General features: G+C 72.6%; 21 protein-coding genes. 17 read left to right on the top strand and 4 right to left on the bottom strand.

Translation table 11 applies throughout. The features are described 5' to 3' along the window. Positions 1-562 precede the first annotated feature (562 nt). The 8 genes from C4T42_RS13930 (at position 563) to C4T42_RS13895 (ending at position 8795) form a co-directional block, all read left to right on the top strand. Entirely contained in the window at positions 563-2071 is a 1509-nt protein-coding gene (locus C4T42_RS13930; protein WP_042672444.1) for an oligosaccharide flippase family protein, read from the top strand. A gap of 85 nt (positions 2072-2156) precedes the next feature. Continuing rightward, on the top strand, positions 2157-3080 hold the full coding sequence (locus C4T42_RS13925) for a LysR family transcriptional regulator (RefSeq protein ID WP_020093070.1): 924 nt from the start codon (positions 2157-2159) through the stop codon (positions 3078-3080). A 165-nt stretch (positions 3081-3245) separates the two neighbouring features. Then, entirely contained in the window at positions 3246-4061 is an 816-nt protein-coding gene (locus C4T42_RS13920; protein WP_020093069.1) for a putative hydro-lyase, read from the top strand. A gap of 43 nt (positions 4062-4104) precedes the next feature. Next, positions 4105-5376 carry an MFS transporter gene (locus tag C4T42_RS13915; protein ID WP_103985239.1) on the top strand — a complete coding sequence of 424 codons (1272 nt, stop codon included), beginning with the start codon at positions 4105-4107 and terminating at the stop codon, positions 5374-5376. Between the two features lie 28 nt (positions 5377-5404). Next, on the top strand, positions 5405-6166 hold the full coding sequence (locus C4T42_RS13910) for a 5-oxoprolinase subunit PxpA (protein WP_020093067.1): 762 nt from the start codon (positions 5405-5407) through the stop codon (positions 6164-6166). Beyond that, positions 6163-6897, top strand: coding sequence for an allophanate hydrolase subunit 1 (locus C4T42_RS13905; RefSeq protein ID WP_103985238.1), 735 nt, complete (start codon positions 6163-6165; stop codon positions 6895-6897). Before C4T42_RS13910 ends, C4T42_RS13905 begins: the two co-directional genes overlap by 4 nt. Next, positions 6897-7913: a biotin-dependent carboxyltransferase family protein gene (locus C4T42_RS13900; protein WP_020093065.1), complete on the top strand. Its 1017-nt coding sequence runs from the start codon at positions 6897-6899 to the stop codon at positions 7911-7913. The genes C4T42_RS13905 and C4T42_RS13900 overlap by 1 nt, the downstream gene beginning before the upstream one ends. Positions 7914-8006: 93 nt before the next feature. Further along, positions 8007-8795: an aldolase gene (locus C4T42_RS13895; protein WP_020093064.1), complete on the top strand. Its 789-nt coding sequence runs from the start codon at positions 8007-8009 to the stop codon at positions 8793-8795. A 7-nt stretch (positions 8796-8802) separates the two neighbouring features. Here C4T42_RS13895 and C4T42_RS13890 read toward each other — a convergent pair whose 3' ends face one another. After that, a complete protein-coding gene (locus C4T42_RS13890; protein WP_020093063.1) occupies positions 8803-10095 on the bottom strand; it encodes a lytic murein transglycosylase in 1293 nt (430 codons plus the stop codon). Between the two features lie 155 nt (positions 10096-10250). Here C4T42_RS13890 and C4T42_RS13885 point away from each other — a divergent pair, with 155 nt between their 5' ends. The 3 genes from C4T42_RS13885 to C4T42_RS13875 all read left to right on the top strand — a co-directional run bounded on the left by C4T42_RS13885 (position 10251) and on the right by C4T42_RS13875 (position 12534). Continuing rightward, positions 10251-10745, top strand: coding sequence for an SRPBCC family protein (locus C4T42_RS13885; RefSeq protein WP_020093062.1), 495 nt, complete (start codon positions 10251-10253; stop codon positions 10743-10745). A 152-nt stretch (positions 10746-10897) separates the two neighbouring features. Continuing rightward, entirely contained in the window at positions 10898-12310 is a 1413-nt protein-coding gene (gene pyk / locus C4T42_RS13880; protein ID WP_020093061.1) for a pyruvate kinase, read from the top strand. 95 nt (positions 12311-12405) lie between these two features. Continuing rightward, positions 12406-12534 (top strand): hypothetical protein, encoded by a 129-nt coding sequence (locus C4T42_RS13875; RefSeq protein WP_012320301.1) that lies wholly within the window; start codon positions 12406-12408, stop codon positions 12532-12534. A 65-nt stretch (positions 12535-12599) separates the two neighbouring features. Here the strand turns inward: C4T42_RS13875 and C4T42_RS13870 are convergent, their stop codons facing one another. Beyond that, positions 12600-13787: a patatin-like phospholipase family protein gene (locus C4T42_RS13870; protein ID WP_026604915.1), complete on the bottom strand. Its 1188-nt coding sequence runs from the start codon at positions 13785-13787 to the stop codon at positions 12600-12602. Between the two features lie 512 nt (positions 13788-14299). Here C4T42_RS13870 and C4T42_RS13865 point away from each other — a divergent pair. Then, on the top strand, positions 14300-14833 hold the full coding sequence (locus tag C4T42_RS13865; RefSeq protein ID WP_020093059.1) for a GcrA family cell cycle regulator: 534 nt from the start codon (positions 14300-14302) through the stop codon (positions 14831-14833). A gap of 12 nt (positions 14834-14845) precedes the next feature. On the opposite strand, the gene C4T42_RS13860 is transcribed toward C4T42_RS13865, so the two are convergent. Beyond that, positions 14846-15844 (bottom strand): TAXI family TRAP transporter solute-binding subunit, encoded by a 999-nt coding sequence (locus tag C4T42_RS13860; protein ID WP_026604913.1) that lies wholly within the window; start codon positions 15842-15844, stop codon positions 14846-14848. A gap of 230 nt (positions 15845-16074) precedes the next feature. On the opposite strand from C4T42_RS13860, the gene cysK reads away from it, so the two are divergent. From cysK to C4T42_RS31960, 5 genes are all read left to right on the top strand, one after another. Beyond that, entirely contained in the window at positions 16075-17049 is a 975-nt protein-coding gene (gene cysK, locus C4T42_RS13855; protein ID WP_020093057.1) for a cysteine synthase A, read from the top strand. Positions 17050-17371: 322 nt separating this feature from the next. Then, positions 17372-17875: a hypothetical protein gene (locus tag C4T42_RS13850; RefSeq protein WP_020093056.1), complete on the top strand. Its 504-nt coding sequence runs from the start codon at positions 17372-17374 to the stop codon at positions 17873-17875. An 81-nt stretch (positions 17876-17956) separates the two neighbouring features. Continuing rightward, on the top strand, positions 17957-18136 hold the full coding sequence (locus C4T42_RS13845) for a hypothetical protein (protein WP_020093055.1): 180 nt from the start codon (positions 17957-17959) through the stop codon (positions 18134-18136). Further along, a complete protein-coding gene (locus C4T42_RS13840; protein ID WP_103985237.1) occupies positions 18136-18450 on the top strand; it encodes a hypothetical protein in 315 nt (104 codons plus the stop codon). The genes C4T42_RS13845 and C4T42_RS13840 overlap by 1 nt, the downstream gene beginning before the upstream one ends. Then, positions 18447-18605, top strand: a complete 159-nt coding sequence (locus C4T42_RS31960) for a hypothetical protein (protein ID WP_020093053.1) — start codon at positions 18447-18449, stop codon at positions 18603-18605. The genes C4T42_RS13840 and C4T42_RS31960 overlap by 4 nt, the downstream gene beginning before the upstream one ends. A gap of 50 nt (positions 18606-18655) precedes the next feature. Here the strand turns inward: C4T42_RS31960 and C4T42_RS13835 are convergent, their stop codons facing one another. Next, positions 18656-18889 (bottom strand): hypothetical protein, encoded by a 234-nt coding sequence (locus C4T42_RS13835; RefSeq protein WP_020093052.1) that lies wholly within the window; start codon positions 18887-18889, stop codon positions 18656-18658. Between the last annotated feature and the right edge of the window lie 156 nt (positions 18890-19045).

The following is a 19045-nucleotide window of genomic DNA, read 5'->3' as shown; positions in this document are numbered from 1 at the left end:
GATCTCGGGTATTCGATCCCACCGACCCGTCAAGCCGGGAAAATCTTGCGGAGATTTACTGTTCCATCGACGATAACGCGGAATAGGGCACGCGCACGCCGTGACGGAATGCGACCCGTTTAGCCTTTCGACCGGACCTTCAAGTTGTTCCGCGAGGTCTTCGGCCGAAACATCGGATCATCCCGACCGTGCCGCGCGCCGCTTGCACATTTGGATATCTTCGTTCGGCCTCGGCATACGGTGCTGCCAGCGTGAACGGGGCTCGAAGTGCGTTCGGTAAGATGAATATATTACGTGCTGGTTCATGACGCGGGCAAAACACGGATATGTGCGTCCGATACAGTCAAATCGGATTCCCGGACTCGGGAGCGGGCGAGTTCTCGGGCCTCTCTGCAGCGCCTGATCTGCACGGCGGCCCGACCTGACCTCGGCCATCGGGCGTGGGCACGGTCCTCCGATTGGCCAGCTGCCGCGGTCCACCGGGCACTGTTAAGCCGTCCCGATCGATCGCGCCCTGGCCGCCGCCAGCGCCGCCGCCACCCTGTCGCGTCCGAAGGATCCCATGGCAGAACTCCGAGAGGGGCCGGAAGCGACGGCGCCGCCCGCGTTCTCGAAGCGCCGGAGCCTGGCCTGGATGGGATTCTGCCAGGGCGGGTTGTTCCTGGCACAGTTCGGCACCTCGCTGGCCCTCGCGCGGCTGCTGACGCCCCACGAGACCGGCATCTTCAGCCTCGCCGCCGCGATCGCGGGCCTGCTGTCCACGCTGCGCTCCTGCGGCCTGTCGAGCTACATCGTCCGGGCGGACCGGGTGGACGGGGCCCTGCTGGCGAGCGTGTTCACGGTGAACCTGATCCTGTCGGGCGCGGCGGCGATCCTGATCCTGGCCTTCAGCGTATTCGGCAGCGTCCTCCTGGGCGAGCCGGAGGTCCAGCGCGCCCTGGCCATCCTCGCAGTCGTGCCGCTGGTCGGCGCGCTGGAGTTCCGCCCGGCCGCCATGATCGAGCGGCACGGCAATTTCCGCGGCGTGGCCCTCGTCAACATGCTGCGCGGTCTCGTCGCCAGCGGCGCGATGCTGGCGCTGGCGCTCCTCGGCTTCAGCTACATGAGCCAGGCCTACGGGCAGGCCGCGGGCGCCGTCGCGGCGGCGCTGGCTGCGAACGGCCTCGGCCTGCGCTACGTGTCGCTGCGCATGGGCCTCGCGGGCTGGCGCGAGATCCTGACCTACGGCGGCCGGCTCTTCGCCATCGCGGGCGTCGCGGGAATCGCCGGCCGGATGGGCGACCTCGTCCTCGGGCGGATGCTCGGGCTCAGCGCCCTCGGCCTGTACTCCCGCGCGGCGAGCCTCAACACCCTGATGTGGGACCACCTGCACGTGGTGATCACGCGCATCACCTTCGTGGACCTCGCGAACCAGCAGCGGAACGGGCAGTCCCTGCGCACCTGCTACCTCCACACGCTGCGGATGATCACCGTGCTGCTCTGGCCGGCCTTCGCGGGCGCGGCCGTCCTGGCCGGGCCGATCATGCGCGTCCTGCTCGGGCCGGGCTGGGAGGGCGCGGCGCTGCCCTTCTGCCTGCTGTCCCTGGCGGCGATCGTCCTGACCTCGCTCAGCATGACCTGGGAGGTGTTCCTGATCCGGGACCAGACCGCCCTGCAGGCGCGGTTCGAGTTCCTGCGCCACGGCGCCGGCCTCGTGATGTTCAGCATCGGCTGCCTGTTCGGCCTCGGCGGCGCGGGCGCGGCGCGGATCGGCGAGGCGTTCCTGGCCGTCGGCCTCTACCGGCCGCATCTCGAGCGGATGACCGACACGTTCCGGCGCGACTACGCCCCCATCTACCTCCACGCCGCCGTCCTGACCGGCATCGCCGTCGCGCCCGCCGTCCTGGTGATGTCGGCCTGGGGATGGTCGGCCGAGACGCCGCTCCCGAGCCTCGCGGCCGCGATCGCCGCCGGGATCGCCGGCTGGGCCTGCGGCCTCTGGTACCTGGACCATCCCCTCGTCGCGGAAGCGCGCCTGCTGCTCGCGCACATGCGCCCGGCCCGTCCGGCCACGAGCGTGTCGAACCTCTAGCGGCGAGCGGCGGCCGCGCGCTTGCGCTCGCGCGCATCGGGGCGCGATATGACCGAGCACGACGGCGAGGCGGGACGATCGCGGGATGGCGGATTTCCGCAGCTTGGAGGTGTTCTACTGGGTCGCGAAACTCTCGAGCTTTCGCCGCGCCAGTGAGAAGGTGAACACCACGCAGCCGGCGGTCTCCCAGCGCATCGCGGCCCTGGAGCACGAGTACGGGACGCTGTTCGAGCGCCGCAGCCGGGACGTCGCGCTGACGGAGCGGGGACGCCTGCTCCTCGGCTTCGCGGAGCGGTTCCTGGCGCTCCAGTCCGAGATGAGCGCGGCCCTGCACGAGACCGGCCGGACGCGGGGCACCCTGCGGCTCGGCGTGTCCGAGACGATCGTGCACCTGTGGTTGTCGCGCTTCATCGAGCGGATGCGCGCCACCCATCCCGGGATCGGCGTCGACATCACGGTCGACATCTCGCCGAACATGCAGGCCGCCCTGGTCGCCGACGAGATCGACCTCGCCCTCCTCGTCGGGCCGATCACCCTGCCGAGCTTCGCCAACCGGCCCCTGTTCAGCACCCCCGTCGCCTGGATCGCCGCGCCCGGCCTGCTGCCGGACGACGAGCCCCTGAGCCTCGGCGCGCTGCTGCACCACCCGCTCATCACCTACCCGCGCAACACCAGCCCCTACGTCGAGCTGCGCGACCTCGTCCTCCAGGAGAACCTCCTGCCGAGCCAGATCCACACGAGCGCCTCCCTGGCCACCATCGTGAAGATGGGCGTCGAGGGCCTCGGGATCTGCGTGATCCCCCCGGCCGTGGTCGAAGCCGAACTGCGTGCCGGCACCCTGCGCGTCCTGCCAGCCGAGCCGCAGCTCTCGGACCTGACCTTCACGGCGATGCACACCAAGCGGCCGGCCCATCACTTCGTGGCGGACGCGGCCCGCCTCGCCCAGGACGTCGCCGAGACCTGGGCCGCCGGGACCTGGGCCGCCGAGACCTGGGCCGCCGGCCGATAAGTCCGGTTTATCGCGCCCCATTCGCAATCACGATTGGCCTGCTCCGCGGCGCGATGGGATCGTTGCCGCAGGAAATGAATCGCTGAAGCGATCGGGATCTCGCGGAATACGGACGGCCGACGCGGCCGCGCCGGCGCGCGACGACCAGCCAGGGAGATCAACGCGGTGAGCCAGCACGCGGGCGCCGACGGCGCGCCACCTGTCTTCGCCGACGCGGCGGACGCGCGGCGCGCGATCCGCGCGGGTCGGTTCCGGGGCCACACCTCGGGTCTCGTCCCCGCCCACGCGCAGGGCAACCTGATGATCCTGCCGCGGGCCATGGCGGAGGATTTCCACCGCTTCTGCCAGCAGAACCCGAAGCCCTGCCCGATCCTCGGCGTCTCGCGGCCCGGCGACCGCGCACTGCCGACGCTGGGGATCGATCTCGACCTCGCCACAGACGTCCCCGGCTACCGCGTCTACGAGGGCGGCGCGCTCGTGGCCGAGCTGCCCGACCTGACCGGCGTGTGGCGGGACGACCTCGTCACCTTCGTCCTCGGCTGCTCCTTCTCGTTCGAGGCCGGCCTGATCGAGGCGGGCATCCCGCTCCGGCACATCGCCCTCGGCCGCAACGTCGCGATGTACCGGACCTCCATCGCCACCCAGCCGTCGGGCCCGTTCCACGGTCCGCTCGTCGTCTCCATGCGGCCCATGAAGGCGGCGGACGCCATCAAGGCCGTGCAGGTGACGGCCCGGATGCCGGCGGTCCACGGGGCGCCGATCCATCTCGGAGATCCGGGCCTGATCGGCATCCGCGACCTCGCGCGACCGGATTTCGGCGACCCTGTGCCGATCGAGCCCGACGAGCTCCCGGTCTTCTGGGCCTGCGGGGTCACCCCGCAGGCCGTGGCGATGGCGGCGCGGCTGCCGCTCTGCATCACCCACGCGCCCGGTCACATGCTGATCACCGACCTCCTCAACCGCGACCTGCCGTTCCTGTGACCATCCCGGCCGCGCGGCGGCCATTCCGCAAAGGAGTTGCGCCATGTGGGTGAGAGACACGAGTCCGGCGGAGCGCCGGGTCCTGGGCGCGGCCTTCGCGGGCTACGGCGTCGATGCGTTCGACTACATGGTCTACACCTTCCTGATCCCGACCCTGGTCGTGGTCTGGGGCCTGACCAAGGTCGAGGCCGGCAACATCGCCACCGCCGCGCTCGTCACGTCGGCGATCGGCGGCTGGGCGGCCGGGATCCTGGCCGACCGCTACGGCCGGGTCGTCGTCCTGCAGGGCACCGTCGCGTGGTTCACCCTGTTCACGGTGCTCAGCGGCTTCACCCAGTCCTACGAGCAGCTGCTCGTGACCCGCGCGCTGCAGGGCTTCGGCTTCGGCGGCGAGTGGTCGGTGGGCTCGGTGCTGATCGCCGAGACGATCCAGGCCCGCTACCGCGGCAAGGCGGTGGGGCTCGTCCAGTCGAGCTGGGCGGTCGGCTGGGCCTGCGCGGCGATCGCCTTCTGGGCCGTGTTCGCCCTGGTGGAGCCGGCGGTGGCGTGGCGGATCCTGTTCTGGCTCGGCGCCCTCCCCTCGGTGCTGATCTTCTGGATCCGCCGCAACATCGAGGACCCGGAAGTCTACCGGCAGACCCGCGCCGCCATGCGGGACGTCGGCGACACCGGCAGCTTCCTCGACATCTTCTCCCGGCCGCTGATCGGCCGGACCGTGCTGGCGAGCCTGCTGGCGACCGGCATGCAGGGCGGCTACTACGCGGTGACCACGTGGCTCCCGACCTACCTGAAGACCGAGCGCAACCTCTCGGTCCTGAACACCAGCGGCTACCTGCTGATGCTGATCTTCGGGTCGTTCGTCGGGTACCTGACCAGCGCCTGGCTCTCCGACCGCATCGGGCGCCGCCTGGGCTTCGTCCTGTTCGGCTTCTGCGCCGGCGTCCTCGTCCTCGCCTACACGCTGATCCCGATCACCGACCCGGTGATGCTGGTGCTGGGCTTCCCTCTGGGCTTCTTCCTCTCCGGCGTCTTCTCCGGGATGGGCGCCTTCCTGAGCGAGCTGTTCCCGAGCCGGATCCGCGGCTCCGCGCAGGGCTTCTGCTACAATTTCGGCCGCGCCACCGGCGCGATCTGCCCCGCCGTGGTGGGCCACCTCAGCGGCTCGCTGACACTCGGCATCGCCATCGGCGTCGTGGCGGCGGGCGCCTATTGCCTCGTGATCGTCGCGGCGCTTCTCTTGCCGGAGACGGCGGGCCGCGCGCTCGATTCTCGCAGCGCGGATCCGGCCGAGCCGGAACCCGTTGCGGCCCTATGAGACCCGATCGGCACGCGGAGCGGCGGCGATGACCAGCGTGGACCTGAATTCCGACCTCGGCGAGGGCTACGGCGCCTACGCCTGCGGCGACGACGCGGCGATCCTCGGGATCGTCACCTCGGCCAACGTCGCCTGCGGCCTCCACGCCGGCGACCCCGAGATCATGGCCCGAACCTTCGCGCTGGCGAAGGAGCGCGGCGTGGCGGTCGGCGCCCATCCGGGCTTCCCGGATCTCTGGGGCTTCGGGCGGCGGCGGATGCCCTACAGCCCCGCCGAGATCGAGCGACTCGTCGCCTACCAGATCGGCGCCGCGCAGGCGCTCGCCGCCTATGCCGGCCACCGCATCACCTACGTGAAGGCGCACGGGGCGCTGGCCAACGTCGCCGCGGAGGAGCGGCCGGTGGCCGACGCCATCGCCCGCGCGGTCCGTGCGGTGGACCGGGAGCTCGCGCTGCTCGCCATCGCGCTGACCGCCCAGGTGCCGGCGGGCGAGGCCTGCGGCCTCGACGTTCACCAGGAGATTTTCGCCGATCGCGGCTACACGCCGACAGGCCTCCTGATCCCCCGCAGCGAGCCCGGCGCGATGATCACCGATGCCGGCGAGGCGGCCGACCGCGTCCTGCGCATGGTCGAGGCGGGCGCGATCCTCACGGCCGACGGTCAAACGCTGCCGACGCCGATCCGCTCGATCTGCGTCCACGGCGATTCGGACCACGCCGTCGCCACGGCGCGGGCGGTGCGGACCCGGCTGGAGGGCGCGGGCGTCACGCTGGCGCCGTTCCGGCCGTGAGCGCGGCGCTGGACGAGCCCCGCCTCCTCGACGCCGGCGAGGCGGCCCTCGTGGTCGAGTTCGGCAGCACCGTCGACCCGGCGATCAGCGACCGGGTCCTGGCCCTCGACGACGCCCTCGGGGCGGATCCGCCCGAGGGGCTGCGCGAGCGCGTGCCGACCTACCGCTCCCTGATGCTGCACTACGACCCGCTGGTGCTCGACCGCGAGACGCTCGCCGAGCGGGTCCGGGCGCTGGTGGCCGGCGCGACCGCGCGCGCGGCGAGCCCGATACTCTGGACGCTGCCCTGCTGCTACGACGCGCCCCACGGGGAAGACGTCGCGCAGGTCGCCGAGCGGAGCGGCCTGAGCCCGGAGACTGTGGTGTCGACCCACGCGGCCACGACGTTCCGGGTCTACATGTACGGCTTCGCGCCGGGCTTCGCGTATCTCGGCGGCCTGCCGCAGCCCCTGGCAGTGCCCCGGCGGGCGAGCCCGCGGCCGCCGCACCCGCGCAACGCCATCATGATCGGCGGCGGCCTCGCCGCGGTGGCGACCGTGCCGATGCCGACCGGCTGGTACGTGATCGGCGCGACGCCGTCCCGCCTCTACGCGCCGGAGCGCGACCCGAGCTTCTTCGTCGGCGCCGGCGACCTGATCCGCTTCGAGCCCGTGGATGCCGCGACCTTCGACGCCCTCACGGCGCGCGAGGCGGCGGGCGAGCCGGTGGCCCGCCGCGGGGAGGCGCGCTGATGCCCGCCCTCGTCATCGACTCCGCCGGGCCCGGCATCACCCTGCAGGACGGGGGCCGGCACGGCTACCTGCGCTACGGCATCACGGCCGCGGGCCCGATGGACCCGCTGATGCACGCCGCCGCCAACCGGGCGGCGTCGAACGCCCTCGACGCCACCGCCATCGAGATCTCCACGGGCGGCATCACCGTCTCGGCGCAGGACGGCGCCGTCGGGCTCGCCCTGCTGGCGCCGGGCTTCCGCGTCGCGCTGGACGGCGTGCCCCTGCCCGACACGGTCGCGCTCGCCCTGGAGCCCGGCCAGACCCTCGTCGTGCGGGCCGGCGATGCCGGCGCCTGGGGCTACCTCGCGGTCGCCGGGCGGGTCGACGTGGCGCCGGTCCTCGGCTCGGCGGCGACCCATACCCGCTCGGGGCTCGGCGGCCTCGACGGGCGCGGCCTCGCCGCGGGCGACCGCCTCCCCGTCGCCGAGGGCCGAACCCCGGACGGGCCGCCGCAGCGGCTCGTCGCGCCCTGGCTCGAGCGCGACGGCCGGGAGATCCGGGTCGTGCTGGGCCCGCAGGACGACTACTTCGCGCCCGACCAGGTCGAGGCCTTCCTGGCCGGTCCCTGGACGGTCTCGCCGCGGGGCGACCGGATGGCCTGCTTCGTCGACGGCACGCCGCTGAGGCACGCCAAGGGGCACGACATCGTCTCGGACGGCGTCGCCATGGGGGCGATCCAGGTGCCCGGTAACGGCCTGCCGATCATCCTGATGGCCGACCGGCAATCCACCGGCGGCTACCCGAAGATCGCCACGGTGATCGGCCCGGATCTCGGGCGGCTGGCGCAGGTCCGGGGCGGGGCGAGCCTGTCGTTCCGGCGCGTCACGGTGGCGGAGGCGGTCGCGGCGCGCCGCGCCGAGCGCGATCTCCTGCGCGAGGCGATCCCGCGCGAGCCGGTCATCCGCACGGATTTCGCGTCGGACTTCCTGCTCGGCCTCAATCTCGTCGGCGGCGTCACCGACGGCCGCGCCTGAGCGCGGAGCGGCTGCGCAGGGGCGAGCGAGCGTCTAGAGTGCGGGACCGGTCGAGTCCCCGGCCCGAACCCCGACACAGGAAAGCCCGCACGCATGGCGCACGCCGTTACCGCCCCGGGAACCCCGCCCGCCCGCAGCAACGAGCCCCTGAACGCCGATAGCGTGCGCCGCGCCCGGATCGACCTCGCCGCCTGCCTGCGCTGGGCCGCGCGCAACGGCCTGGAAGAGGGCATCTGCAACCATTTCTCGGCGGTGCTGCCGGAGCGGCCCGACCTGTTCCTGGTCAATCCCTACGGCCTCGCCTTCGCGGAGGTCACCGCGTCGAGCCTGCTTCTCTGCGACTTCCACGGCAACGTCCTCGAGGGCGACGGCCAGCCCGAGGCCACCGCCTTCCACATCCACGCCGAGCTGCACCGGCTGAAGCCCCGCGCCCGGGCCGCGTTCCACACCCACATGCCCTATTCCACGGCCCTGGCCATGCTGGAGGGCGAGCCCCTGGTGTGGGCGGGCCAGACGGCGCTGCGCTTCTACGGCCGGATCGCGGTGGACGAGGATTACAACGGTCTCGCGCTCGATTCGTCCGAGGGCCGGCGGATCGCCGAGAGCGCCGGCGAGGCGGACGTCGTGTTCCTGAAGAACCACGGCGTGATGGTACTGGGCGAGACGATCGCGGAGGCCTGGGACGACCTCTACTACCTGGAGCGCGCCGCACAGGCGCAGGTCCTGGCCATGAGCACGGGGCGCGCGCTCAAGGCCGTGCCCGAGGCGATCGTGAAGCGCGTGGCGGCCCAGGAGGCGGCCGGGCGCGCCGAGAGCGCCCGCCTCCACCTGGAGAGCGTCAAGCGGGTGCTCGCCCGGGACGAGCCCGCCTTCCTGGCGTGAGCGTCCGTCAGGGCGCGGCCCGGACCCGGTCCAGCAGCGCGGCGTCGGCGTAACCGTCCGGCGGCAGGCCGACCGACCCCTGGAAGGCGCGCAGCGCCGCCCGCGTCTTCGGGCCGATCTTGCCGTCGACCCCGCCGGTGGCGAAGCCGCGCTCCGTCAGGCGGGTCTGCAGGTCGCGCCGCTCGTCGCCGGTGAGGGGCCGGTCGCCCCGTGGCCAGTCGTGCACCAGGCCCGGGTCGCCGCGCAGGCGGTCCGACAGGAGCGCGACGGTCAGCGCGTAGGCGAGCGCCGTGTTGTAGCGGAGGATCACCGCGAAGTTCGGCTGCAGCAGGAAGGCGGGGCCGCGGATCCCGGCGGGCAGGATCAGGGTCGCCTCGGCCGTGTCCGGCAGGGCGCGGTCGCGGGCGGGCCTCACGCCGAGCGCCCGCCACGCCGCGACGGTGCGGACCGTCGTCTCGTCGGCGAGCGCCGCGTCGAAGGTCTCGGGCAGAACCGCCTCGCTGCCCCATCCCGCGCCGGGCTTCCAGCCGTGGCTGCGCAGGTAGTTCGCCGTTGACGCGAGGGCGTCCGGCACCGAGGTCCAGATGTCGCGCCGGCCGTCGCCGTCGAAATCGACCGCCTCGCGCTGGTAGACGCTGGGCATGAACTGCGTGTGCCCCATGGCGCCGGCCCAGGATCCGGTCAGCCCCGCCGGCATCCGGTCGAGGGGCGCCTGGTTCCAGGCCAGGATTTGGAGCGCCGCCGCCAGCTCGTCGCGCCAGTAGGTCGCCCGGGCGGGATCGCTGCAGCCGAGCGTCGCGAGCGAGCGGACGACCGGCTTCACCACCGCCGGGTTGTCGAGCACGGCGCCGTAGCTCGATTCGACGCCCCAGAATGCCACCAGGATGTGGCGGTCGACCCCGTACTTGGCCTCGATGGCCGCGAGCGTGTCGGCGTGCTCGGCGAGCTTGCGCAGACCGGCCTCGACGCGGGCCGGCGTGACGCTGGCCTCGATGTAGTCCCAGATCGGCCGGACGAACTCGCCCTGGCTCTGGGTCGCGGCGACCACGTCCGGGTCGGGCATGAGGTGGGCGAGCTGCGCCTCGGCGAGGCCCTGCGGCACGGCGCGGGCCGTGACCCAGGCGATCAGGTCGGCCCGGCAGGCCTCGAAGGCCTGCGGCGCGGCCGGCGGCGACGGGTCCGGCCCCGCGGCGAGCGACGGCACGGCCGCGCCGATGACGAGTGCGGCGCCGGTCGCCAGGACCGCGCGCGCGGCGCCGCTCCGGGGCGCGGGCCGCTTCGGCGCGGCGCGATCGTCCATGGGCATCTCCGGTGATCCTGACGGGCGCGGCGTAGCATACCGCGCCGTCAGCGACACCTTCGAGACGCGGTCCGTCGCGGCCCCGGGGCTCGCCGCGGCCGGGCGGCGCCCCAAGTCGCGTCACATCAGTTCGGCGGCCCGGAGACCGACCCGTGATGCATCCCGCTTACCTGACGGCGATCGGCGCGGCCCTCTTGGCCGCCGGACCGGCCAGCGCCCTGGAGGTCACCCGCAGCCGCGACATCCCGGCTCCGCCCGCCGCGGTCTGGGCGCTGGTCGGCGATTTCTGCGCGATCCAGAACTGGCACCCGCAGGTCCAGCGCTGCATCCTGTCGGGCGAGGACGAGGATGACGGCATCCGCGCGCAGATCCGCGGCCTCGTGGTGAAGGGCGGCAAGGGCACGATCGCCGAGGTCGAGACCGCGCGCGACGAGACCGGCATGAGCTACAGCTACAGCTTCATCCAGGGGCCCCTGCCGGTGCGCGCCTACAACGCGACGCTGGCGGTCCGTCGCGACGGCGCGGGCTCCACGGTGATCTGGAGCGCGACCTTCGACGCCGAGGGCATGAGCGATGCCGACGCCGTCGCCGACATCACGGGCGTGTTCGACGCCGGGCTTGCCGGGATCGCCCGGGAGGCGGCCAGATAGCCCCCTGCCGAATCGGCCAGCCGCGCGAAAAATCGCCTGCCGGGCGCCGCGAGGCCTCGCCGCGGGGCCGTCGCGGACCGATGTGAGCGCCGTCGGCGCGACCGAGCGCCCGGCTCGATTCCCAGAGGCAGCCTCAGGAGGCCGAGACCCGCATGCGCCGTCACCGCCACGCCAAGATCGTCGCCACCGTCGGTCCCGCCAGCTCCGCCCCGGACCAGCTCCGCGCCCTGTTCCTCGCCGGCGTCGACACGTTCCGGCTCAATTTCAGCCACGGCCTCCAGGCGGATCACGCCAAGGTCCACGCGGCCATCCGCGCCCTCGAGAAGGAAGTCGGCCGGCCGATCGGCATCCTGCAAGATCTCCAGGGGCCGAAGATCCGCATCGGCACGCTCCAGGGCGGACGGCTCGATCTCCAGGCCGGCGAGACGGTGCGCTTCGTCCTCGAGGGCGCCGACGGCGACAAGCAGGCGATCCCGCTGCACCACCCGGAAATCTTCGACGCCGTCGTGCCGGGCCAGGAACTCCTCATCGACGACGGCCGGGTGCGGGTGCGGGTCACCGGACCCGAGCGGACCTCCATCACCGCCGAGGTCGTCACCGGCGGTCCGATCTCGAACCGCAAGGGCGTGAATCTGCCGGGCACGCTGCTGGACCTGTCGCCGCTGACCGAGAAGGACCGGGCGGATCTCGCCTTCGGGCTCGATCTCGGCGTCGACTGGGTCGCCCTGTCGTTCGTCCAGAAGCCGTCCGACGTCATCGAGGCGCGGGGGATCATCGGCGATCGCGCCGGCATCATGTCGAAGATCGAGAAGCCGCAGGCGCTGGAGCGGATCGACGACATCATCCGGCTCTCCGACGCCGTGATGGTCGCCCGCGGCGATCTCGGCGTCGAGATCCCGCACGAGGACGTGCCGGGGCGGCAGAAGGAGCTGATCCGGGCCTGCCGGCTCGCCGTGAAGCCCGTCGTGGTGGCGACCCAGATGCTCGACTCGATGGTCAATGCGCCCGCGCCCACCCGGGCGGAGGCGTCGGACGTCGCCACCGCCATCTACGACGGCGCCGACGCCGTGATGCTCTCGGCGGAATCCGCGACCGGCCGCTACCCGGTCGAGGCGGTGGCGATGATGGACCGGATCATCCGGAGCGTGGAGGGCCACAAGCTCTACCACTCGATCGTCGCGGCCTCGGAGCCGGGTGAGGAGGAGACGCCGCCTCACGCCGTGGCCACCGCCACGGCCGACCTCGCCGAGGCGGTGCGCGCCGCGGCCATCGTCGCCTACACGGCGAGCGGGACGACGGCCGCCCGGGTCGCGCGCAAGCGGCCCGCGGCCTCGATCCTGGCCCTGACCCCCAACGTCGCGACCTCGCGGCGGCTGAGCCTGCTCTGGGGGGCGCACAGCGTCCTGACGGAGGACGTCGACAGCTACGAGGAGATGACCTCGAAGGCCTGCCACCACGCCCAGGACGAGGGCTTCGCGCGGCCGAACGACGTCATCGTGGTCACCGCCGGCATCCCGTTCCACACGGCGGGCAACACCAACAACATCCGCCTGATGCAGGTCTGAGGCGCCCGATCGGGCGCCGGGCTGGAACGCGGCCCGCGCCTGACCCGTTGTTGGGGAAGCTGCGCCATTTGGGCGCGATACCGGAGGGCCGACCCATGAACCTGATCGGACGCATCGTCACCAAGATCCTCGGCAACGAGAACCGCCCCGTCGACCGGGACGACCGGAACGCCAGCACGGCGACGCCGCTCGGCCGCCTCGTGACGAAGATCCTGGGCAAGTAGGCGCGCCGTCCGCCCGCGCCATTCGCCGCGCGCCCGAGCCGGGCGCGCGGCGGACCGTTAGGCGGTCAGTTCGCGACGGCGCTGGCGGTCGCCTTGAGCACCGGCGCCGCCGGGATCGAGTGCTGCCAGAAGGTGCCGGTCCGGCCCTTCTCGTAACCGGCCTCGTACAGGGCCCGCATGTAGGCGGTGTCGAAGCCCTTCGCGGCGGACGCCTTGGGGCCGTTCTCGTCAATGTAGGTGAGATTGAAGCCGATGCCGTTGGTGCGGGCCAGCGCGTAGGTCGCCGTCAGCGTCGCGCGGGAGCGGGCGCGGCTCGCTGTGGTGAAGGAGCGCTCGACGATCGAGAGCGTGTTGTCCTTCGTCACCTCGAATTCCGGCTCCAGGCGGCCGTTGATCACCACGTAGATCTCGGCCTTGCCGCCGGTGCGGATCCGCCCGTCGCGCAGCAGCAGGGTCTGCGGCAGGGTGAAGACGGGGGTCACCACCGAGCCGTCGACATGCATCTCCTGGAAGCGCGCGTCGCCGGCCGAGACGTCGATGAACTGGGGCGGGAACACCGCCGGGATGCTGGCCGAGGCCGCCAGCACGTCGCGGAACAGCTGGCGGGCGTTGGGCACCCCGCTCGCCGCGATGGCGCCCATGTTCCAGATCACCGCGCGCTGGGAATCGAGGTTCGTCGTGACGACCAGCAGGCGCCGGCCCTTCGCGTGCTCCTCGGCCACGGCCTTGAGGAGATCGTCCGTGACGTAGCGGTCGATGAGGTTGCGCAGGCGCCCGTCGCCGAACAGGCCCGAGCCGAACAGCACGTTGGCCAGGTTCGGCGAGGCCACCAGCTCGCTGGCGACGCCGCTCGTGTAGAACTCGGTCAGGTAGGGGTCGTAGGCCGGGCCCAGGAAGGCGAAGGGCGCGATCAGCGCGCCCGTCGAGACGCCGGAGACCAGGGTGAATTCGGGCCGCTTGCCGGACGCCGTCCAGCCGTTGAGCACGCCCGCCCCGTAGGCGCCGTCGCCGCCGCCGCCCGACAGGGCCAGGTAGGTGAAGCCCTTGAGGCGCCGCTCCGGATTGGCGGCGAGCGCCGCGATCGTGTCCACCGACGCGTCCGCGAAGACGCGCGCGCCGGGGATGCCCGGCACGGTGGCGAAGGCCGCCTGCTCGGCACTGTAGGGGGTCCGCGGAACGCTGCCGCAGGCCGCGACCTGACCCGCCAGCCCGAACGCCACCGCCATGCGCAGGCTGACCTGACGAACACCCATCGTCACTTCCTCGAACCGCGAAACGCGCCCACTCTGCCACACGGAACGAGCTTGGCCGTATCGCCTGTTCCGTCTTAGCCGGCTTCGGAGGAACGATAAGGCCGCGCTGTTGCGGTGGGGTCACGATCCCACGCGATCGGGGCGCAAGCGTGGCCGCTGCGGCCGGCGGCCCGGACGGTGCGGCGCCGTACCGGACACCGGCGGGACCGCGCCGGGGCCGCGCAGGATCGCGCCGGACCCGGCCGACCCGGGCCGGCCCGGGTCATTGCCGGTGGACAGGCGTCGCGGCGGCCCGTGACCGGCGACCGCCCGCCCTTGCAACGTTCGCGAGCGCCGCGCTAGGGTTCCCCCGTGGCCTGGCGAGACAGGGTGTCGCACGCGATGCGGCAGCCGGTGCGCGGGGGCGCGGTCTGCGCGGCGACACGGTCGGCCGGGATAACGGCTCCTGTCGGCTTGGAAGACGCGGACTGGCCTTCGGGAACGCGGCCGAGCCGCAGGGGGCGGAGGGGATGATGGAAGCGGGTCTCGGCTGGACGGACGATCGCGTGGCACTGCTGCGCCGCCTGTGGGAAGACGGGCAGAGCGCCAGCAAGATCGCGGCGCAACTCGGCGGCGTCACCCGCAACGCGGTGATCGGCAAGGTCCACCGCCTGGGTCTGGCCGGTCGCGCCCGCGGCGGCGAGGAAGCCGCCACCGCCGTCCCGCCGTCGAAGACGGTCGAGATCGAGACCGCCATCGCGGTGGTCGAGACGCAGGCGCCCGAGCCGGTCGCGATCCTGGCCCACCGTCCGGCCCCGGACTTCCCGGCGCCCGCGCCGGCCGCGGCGCCCGCGCCCGTGGCCCTCGCGGTGTCGGAGCGCGTCACCATCATGGACCTCCGGGAATCCATGTGCCGCTGGCCCCTCGGCGACCCGACGACGCCGGAATTCCGCTTCTGCGGCGCCCGCTCCATCACCGGCCTGCCGTACTGCACCCACCACGCCGAGATCGCCTACCAGCCCGCCGCCGAGCGGAAGCGCGATCGCCGCGTCGCCTCGTTCCGCTGAGCCGCCGCGCCGTCAGCGCAGCGTCACGCCGGCTTCGCGGAGGACGCGGGCGGTCCCGGGATTGACCCGGTCCGCCGGGACGAGGCCGACGAGGTTCCTCGGCTGCGCTTCGGTGAGTTCCGTCCGCGCCAGCGCCCGGACGATCCGGTAGGCCGTCTCCTCGTCGAGACCGGGCCGCGCGATCACGAAGCTCCAGGACCCCACCGTCGCGATCGGCTCCGCCTGCCCGGCGAAGCTGCCGGCCGGAACCGTGAGGCGCCGCGTCGCCGCGCCGGGCTGCGCGAGGCGCGCGATGGCCGCCTCGGACGGTCCGAAGAAGCGGGCCCCGCCCGGATCCGCGGCCAGCGCGTGGAAGCCCGGCCAATCGAGGCCGCCGCCCCAGAGCGCGTCGGCGCGGCCCTCCCGCACCAGGGCCGGGCCGTCGCCGGCCCGGTCGAGGAGGATCGGGCTGATGTCGCGCTCGGGATCGAGGCCCGAGGCGCCGAGGACGCTGCGGCCCATGACGGTCAGCCCGGACTTGTGCGTGCCGAGCACGACCCTGCGCCCGCGCAGGTCCGCCACCGAGCGGATCGCGCTGGCCGCCGGCACCACGAACAGGCCCGGCGTCGGGTACATCGGCGCCAGGACGGTCAGGCCGCCGCCCTCGGCGAGGGCCGGGTAGGCGTACTCGCCCTGCACGAGGCCGAGATCGACGCGGCCGGCGCGGAGGAGGCCGACATTCTCGGACGACCCGCCGGTGGCGCGCCGCTCGACGGTCAGGGCCGGGTCCGCGGCTGCGACCGCGCCGGCGAAGGCCTCCCCGAAGGCCGGGAAGCCGCCCCCCGGCGTCGCGGTGGCGAGCACGACGCGGAGCGCCTCGGCGGCGCGCGCCGGCCGCGCCAGGACCAGCCCGAGGCCCGCCAGAAGAGCGGCCCGACGAGTCGGCCGAAGAGGGAGGCCCCGTCCGCCCGTCGGGCAGGATGGTCGGGCAGCGCCGGCCGCGGCCGGACGGGCAGGAGAATAGAATTCCATCAGGAACGGGCCGCTCAATAAAGGTCTTCCACCCCGCCGCGAAAGTTCGCCCAATTCCGGAAAGAACTTTCGGCAACGGCACTTAGCCCGATTGCTCCGGCCGCGGCAACGCGATATCGCAGCCTCCCGTCCGGGCCGGTCAAGCCTCCCCACGCGAGGGCGATCCCTTGGCGGGGCCTCTCCCGGATACGACATCTGTCCGATCCGTCACCACGAGCAGGAGTTCCGCGATGGCCGATACCCTCAACGCACCGGCGAAGGTCGGCCACGGCCGTGTCTACGGCTCGATCACCGAGACGATCGGCAACACCCCTCTGGTGCGCCTGAACCGGCTGCCCAAGGAGCACGGCGTCGACGCCGAGATCCTGCTGAAGCTCGAGTTCTTCAACCCGATCGCGAGCGTGAAGGACCGCATCGGCGTCAACATGATCGACGCCCTGGAGGCCTCCGGGAAGCTCCAGCCCGGCGGCACGCTGGTCGAGCCGACCTCGGGCAACACCGGCATCGCCCTCGCCTTCACGGCGGCGGCCCGCGGCTACCGGCTCATCTTGGTGATGCCCGAGACGATGTCGCTGGAGCGGCGCAAGATGCTCGCCTTCCTGGGCGCGGAGCTGGCGCTCACGCCGGGCGCGCAGGGCATGAAGGGCGCGATCGCCAAGGCCGAGGAGCTCCTGAAGGAGATCCCGGGCTCGGTAATGCCGCAGCAATTCTCCAACCCGGCCAACCCCGAGATCCACCGGAAGACCACCGCCGAGGAGATCTGGAGCGACACGGGCGGCCAGCTCGACGCGTTCGTGGCCGGCGTCGGCACCGGCGGCACCGTGACGGGCGTCGGCGAGGTGCTGAAGCCGCGCCTGCCGAACCTGAAGGTCTTCGCGGTGGAGCCGGAGGACAGCCCGGTGATCTCCGGCGGCCAGCCCGGCCCGCACAAGATCCAGGGCATCGGCGCTGGGTTCATCCCCGACAACCTGCACACGAGCATCCTCGACGGCGTCCTGAAGGTCACCAACCAGGCCGCGTTCGAGACCTCCCGGGCGCTCGCCCGGCTGGAGGGCATCCCCGGCGGCATCTCCACCGGCGGCAACGTCGCGGCGGCGCTGGAGCTGGCCAAGCGCCCCGAGTTCCAGGGCAAGCGGATCGTGACGGTCGCCTGCTCGTTCGCCGAGCGCTACATCTCCTCGGCGCTGTTCGACGGGATCGGCTGAACCGGCCATCGGAGCGGCCTTCGGGCCGCTCCCCTACGGAGCACCGATCGAATCGCACCGGGGCGGATCGCGGCGATGTGGATCCGCGCGCGCTTCCGGTCCGCCGGGGACGGACACGATCGTCGCGACCCACGGAATTTTTCATTTTATCACAGTCATACAATTATTTTTCCTTGATCAGTATCTGTCTCTTTTAAAATTTATTCGCAGCACAATACTGAGTTTTGGGCGAAAATTTCGGATCAACACTGCGATCTCCCGTGCCTGGACGCCAGAAAAACTCTCCGCTAACGCCGATCGGCGAACGGACAGCGATTCTCTCATGCGCGGCCTCCTGCTTCTCGTGTTCGGCCTCTGGGCTCAGTCGGCGATGGCCCTGGGCTTCGCGGTCCACGACCTGACCGGGCTGGCCGAGGCCGCCAGACTGGCGCTGGGACCGGCAGCCACCGCGCAGGCGGAGGCCCAACGTCTCGGCCTGCACTGCGCCGCCTGCGCGGGCACCCCGGCGATCGAGCTGCGGATCGGGCGCCTGACGGACGGGACCGAGGCCCGGGTCCGCTCCGGCAGGACGACCCTCGCGGCGCTCGAGGCGCTCTGCGTGCGGCGCAATCCGGATTGCCGGCTCTCGGCCCTGCCCGCCGGCCCGGCGATCGGCTGGTTGAGCGTGTACGCGCTGGACGGCGGCGCGGGTGCCACCGCGGTCATCCTCCGGGACGGCGATCTGCTGACGATCGAGGCCCGGGCATCGGATCGCGGGGCCGCGGAGGATGCGGCGCGGCGCCTCATGCAGGCCGTCCTGCCCCGGATCGTCGGGCCGGAGACCTGAACCGACCGCCTCCGGTCGCCCGGTCCGCGCAACCCTCATCGGCCGCCTCCGTTGTCCCCCGAAGAGGAAGAGAGGCGAGCCATGACAGACCAGACCGGACGACCCGCGCGGGAGGGGGCCGAGGCCCCGGTGGCCGCGAAGACTGAGACGCCGCGCGAGAAGCTCGGCCAGATGGAGGACAAGGCGCGGTCCGACACGGATCTCGGCGAGGCGATCGACCGCGCCACCGCCGCCGTCGGCCAGGACGACGGGAAGCGCTGATGGTCAGGCCGACGAGCGAATCCGGCACGGTCACCCGCAAGCCCGACGACAAGGTCGGTTCGCGCGGGAGCCCGCCCGCCGGGGGCGGCCATCAGACGGCCGATCAGGCGGCGATCACCGACATGGGCTCCGGCGAGGCGCCGCGGACCGAACCGAAGGAGGGATGGGGCGCGGCCGGAGAGCCCGGGCGCGCGCCGCCGGCGGTCGGCGGCTCCTCGGGCGGCCACTCGGACCAGAAGGCCTCGCGGGGTCCGGCCGCCGACACGAAGGTCGCGGACGGGCACTACCGGGCGGAGCGGGAGAATCGGGAATGACCGAGCGTCGCGAGACCGGCGCGCAGCCGGACAAGCCGAAGAACGTCGCCCCCGACGCGGTCAAGGACCCGAACGAGAAGACGGAGGGCAAGCCCGGCCAGGGGACGCCCGCCGGCGGAACGCAGAACGACGAGACCGATCCCGGGGGCAGCTGACGCGACCGGGATGCCGCCGCGGCGGCATCCCCCGCGCGGCGACGCGCGGCTCAGGAGAGACGGAAGGGGATCGGCCCGGAAGCCAGCGGGACGTCACCGGGACGGCAGCCGGTCTCGACGCTGGCGTAGCGGATCGCGTCCTGGCGGCTGCGGAAGATGCCTCCGGCACGCCCACCGGTCTCGACGGCGACCCAGTGACCCTCGCCGTCCTGGCCGACGAGGTATGAGGGCGGCGCGGCGGCGGCCTGCGCGAGCGACGGAAGCGGGTTCAGCGCGACGGGCATCGGTGTCACGGGGTTCACGCGGGCCTCTCGGGTCCGCCCCATCGAAGTATTGCCCCCGGCATAAGGGTTCGATGGGTCCGAGAGCGGCCAGGAATAAGGGCCACATCAGCAACCGGGCCTGAGCGCCCGGTTGCCGGTCGTTCACGTTCGGTGACG

Source organism: Methylobacterium sp. 190mf, assembly GCF_900107945.1.
In the GTDB taxonomy this organism is placed as follows: Bacteria; Pseudomonadota; Alphaproteobacteria; order Rhizobiales; family Beijerinckiaceae; genus Methylobacterium.
Note: the sequence above shows the minus strand (reverse complement) of the source record. Positions and strands in the feature narration are given on the sequence as shown.

Coding starts and splice junctions, on each gene's coding strand:
- C4T42_RS13930 (WP_042672444.1), top strand. CDS start 563: ATGGCAGAACTCCGAGAGGGGCCGGAAGCGACGGCGCCGCCCGCGTTC.
- C4T42_RS13910 (WP_020093067.1), top strand. CDS start 5,405: ATGACCAGCGTGGACCTGAATTCCGACCTCGGCGAGGGCTACGGCGCC.
- C4T42_RS13870 (WP_026604915.1), bottom strand. CDS start 13,787: ATGGGTGTTCGTCAGGTCAGCCTGCGCATGGCGGTGGCGTTCGGGCTG.
- C4T42_RS13895 (WP_020093064.1), top strand. CDS start 8,007: ATGGCGCACGCCGTTACCGCCCCGGGAACCCCGCCCGCCCGCAGCAAC.
- C4T42_RS13865 (WP_020093059.1), top strand. CDS start 14,300: ATGGAAGCGGGTCTCGGCTGGACGGACGATCGCGTGGCACTGCTGCGC.
- C4T42_RS13845 (WP_020093055.1), top strand. CDS start 17,957: ATGACAGACCAGACCGGACGACCCGCGCGGGAGGGGGCCGAGGCCCCG.
- C4T42_RS31960 (WP_020093053.1), top strand. CDS start 18,447: ATGACCGAGCGTCGCGAGACCGGCGCGCAGCCGGACAAGCCGAAGAAC.
- C4T42_RS13885 (WP_020093062.1), top strand. CDS start 10,251: ATGCATCCCGCTTACCTGACGGCGATCGGCGCGGCCCTCTTGGCCGCC.
- C4T42_RS13840 (WP_103985237.1), top strand. CDS start 18,136: ATGGTCAGGCCGACGAGCGAATCCGGCACGGTCACCCGCAAGCCCGAC.
- C4T42_RS13915 (WP_103985239.1), top strand. CDS start 4,105: ATGTGGGTGAGAGACACGAGTCCGGCGGAGCGCCGGGTCCTGGGCGCG.
- C4T42_RS13925 (WP_020093070.1), top strand. CDS start 2,157: ATGGCGGATTTCCGCAGCTTGGAGGTGTTCTACTGGGTCGCGAAACTC.
- C4T42_RS13860 (WP_026604913.1), bottom strand. CDS start 15,844: ATGGAATTCTATTCTCCTGCCCGTCCGGCCGCGGCCGGCGCTGCCCGA.
- C4T42_RS13850 (WP_020093056.1), top strand. CDS start 17,372: ATGCGCGGCCTCCTGCTTCTCGTGTTCGGCCTCTGGGCTCAGTCGGCG.
- C4T42_RS13875 (WP_012320301.1), top strand. CDS start 12,406: ATGAACCTGATCGGACGCATCGTCACCAAGATCCTCGGCAACGAGAAC.
- cysK (WP_020093057.1), top strand. CDS start 16,075: ATGGCCGATACCCTCAACGCACCGGCGAAGGTCGGCCACGGCCGTGTC.
- C4T42_RS13890 (WP_020093063.1), bottom strand. CDS start 10,095: ATGGACGATCGCGCCGCGCCGAAGCGGCCCGCGCCCCGGAGCGGCGCC.
- pyk (WP_020093061.1), top strand. CDS start 10,898: ATGCGCCGTCACCGCCACGCCAAGATCGTCGCCACCGTCGGTCCCGCC.
- C4T42_RS13835 (WP_020093052.1), bottom strand. CDS start 18,889: ATGCCCGTCGCGCTGAACCCGCTTCCGTCGCTCGCGCAGGCCGCCGCC.
- C4T42_RS13900 (WP_020093065.1), top strand. CDS start 6,897: ATGCCCGCCCTCGTCATCGACTCCGCCGGGCCCGGCATCACCCTGCAG.